The 1,037-nt window shown below is 62.6% G+C and carries 1 protein-coding gene; it reads left to right on the forward strand.

From position 1 onward, the window contains the following. Nucleotides 1-78: 78 nt before the first annotated feature. Nucleotides 79-1,037: IS110 family RNA-guided transposase (locus tag QOL62_RS19815; protein WP_283407315.1), on the forward strand; the 959-nt coding region annotated here is incomplete at its 3' end.

The raw sequence follows: 1,037 nt of genomic DNA on the forward strand, positions 1-1,037 counted from the left end.
AGACCCCATGACTGCCAGAGCCTCGGAGGCTCGAATCTGAGATGCTGATGATGGATTTGTCAGCAGCGGAGACGAGTCATGACGGAGACGGTGAAATACGTTGGTCTGGACGTTCATAAGGAAACCATTGCGGTCGCGGTTGCCGATGGGGAACGCGGAGGCGAGGTGCGTTTCGTCGGCACGGTCGCCAACGAGGACGATGCGATCAGGAAGCTGGTCAAGCGGCTGACTGGACCGGGCGTGACGTTGAACGTCTGCTACGAAGCTGGTCCCTGCGGGTATGGCTTGCATCGGCTGCTGACGAAGCTGGGACAGAATTGCATCGTCATCGCCCCCTCCATGATGCCGCGGCGCCCGGGTGACCATGTAAAGACGGACCGGCGTGACGCGATGACCCTGGCGCGGCTGCTACGCGCTGGCGAACTCACCGCAATCTGGATACCGGACGAAGCGCACGAGGCGGTACGCGATCTCATCCGCGCGCGACGCAGCGCGCAAGATGATGCCATCGGAGCCAAGCAGACAGTGCGCAGCTTCCTGTTGCGTCATGATCGTCGTTTCGGCGGCAAGGCGGCCTGGACGAAAATGTACTGGCGGTGGTTGTCCGAGCAGCGGTTCGATTTTCCCCACCAACAGCTGGCATTCGAGGAAATGCAGAAGCGGGTGCTGGAGGCGCAGGCACGGGTTGGGCGCTTAGAAGCGGCGCTGACTGAAGCGGTGGACGCATGGTGTTTTGCGCCGCTGGTCCGCAATCTACAGGTCCTGCGCGGTATCAGGCTGGTCAGCGCTGCGACGCTGGTCGCTGAAGTAGGCGATCTCACCCGCTTCGACAATCCCAAGCAACTGATGGCGTATGTCGGCTTGGTGCCGTCCGAGCACTCCAGCGGCGCTCGGACCAAACGGGGCCGGATCACCCGCGCGGGCAACGCGCAGGCACGAACCATGCTGATTGAGGCGGGCTGGTCGTATCGACTGCCCGCTCGCGAGGAACAACGCTACCGTGAGCGGGTCATCGACTTGTCCGAGGACATCCAGGC

Source organism: Novosphingobium panipatense (assembly GCF_900182875.1).
In the GTDB taxonomy this organism is placed as follows: Bacteria; Pseudomonadota; Alphaproteobacteria; order Sphingomonadales; family Sphingomonadaceae; genus Novosphingobium; species Novosphingobium panipatense.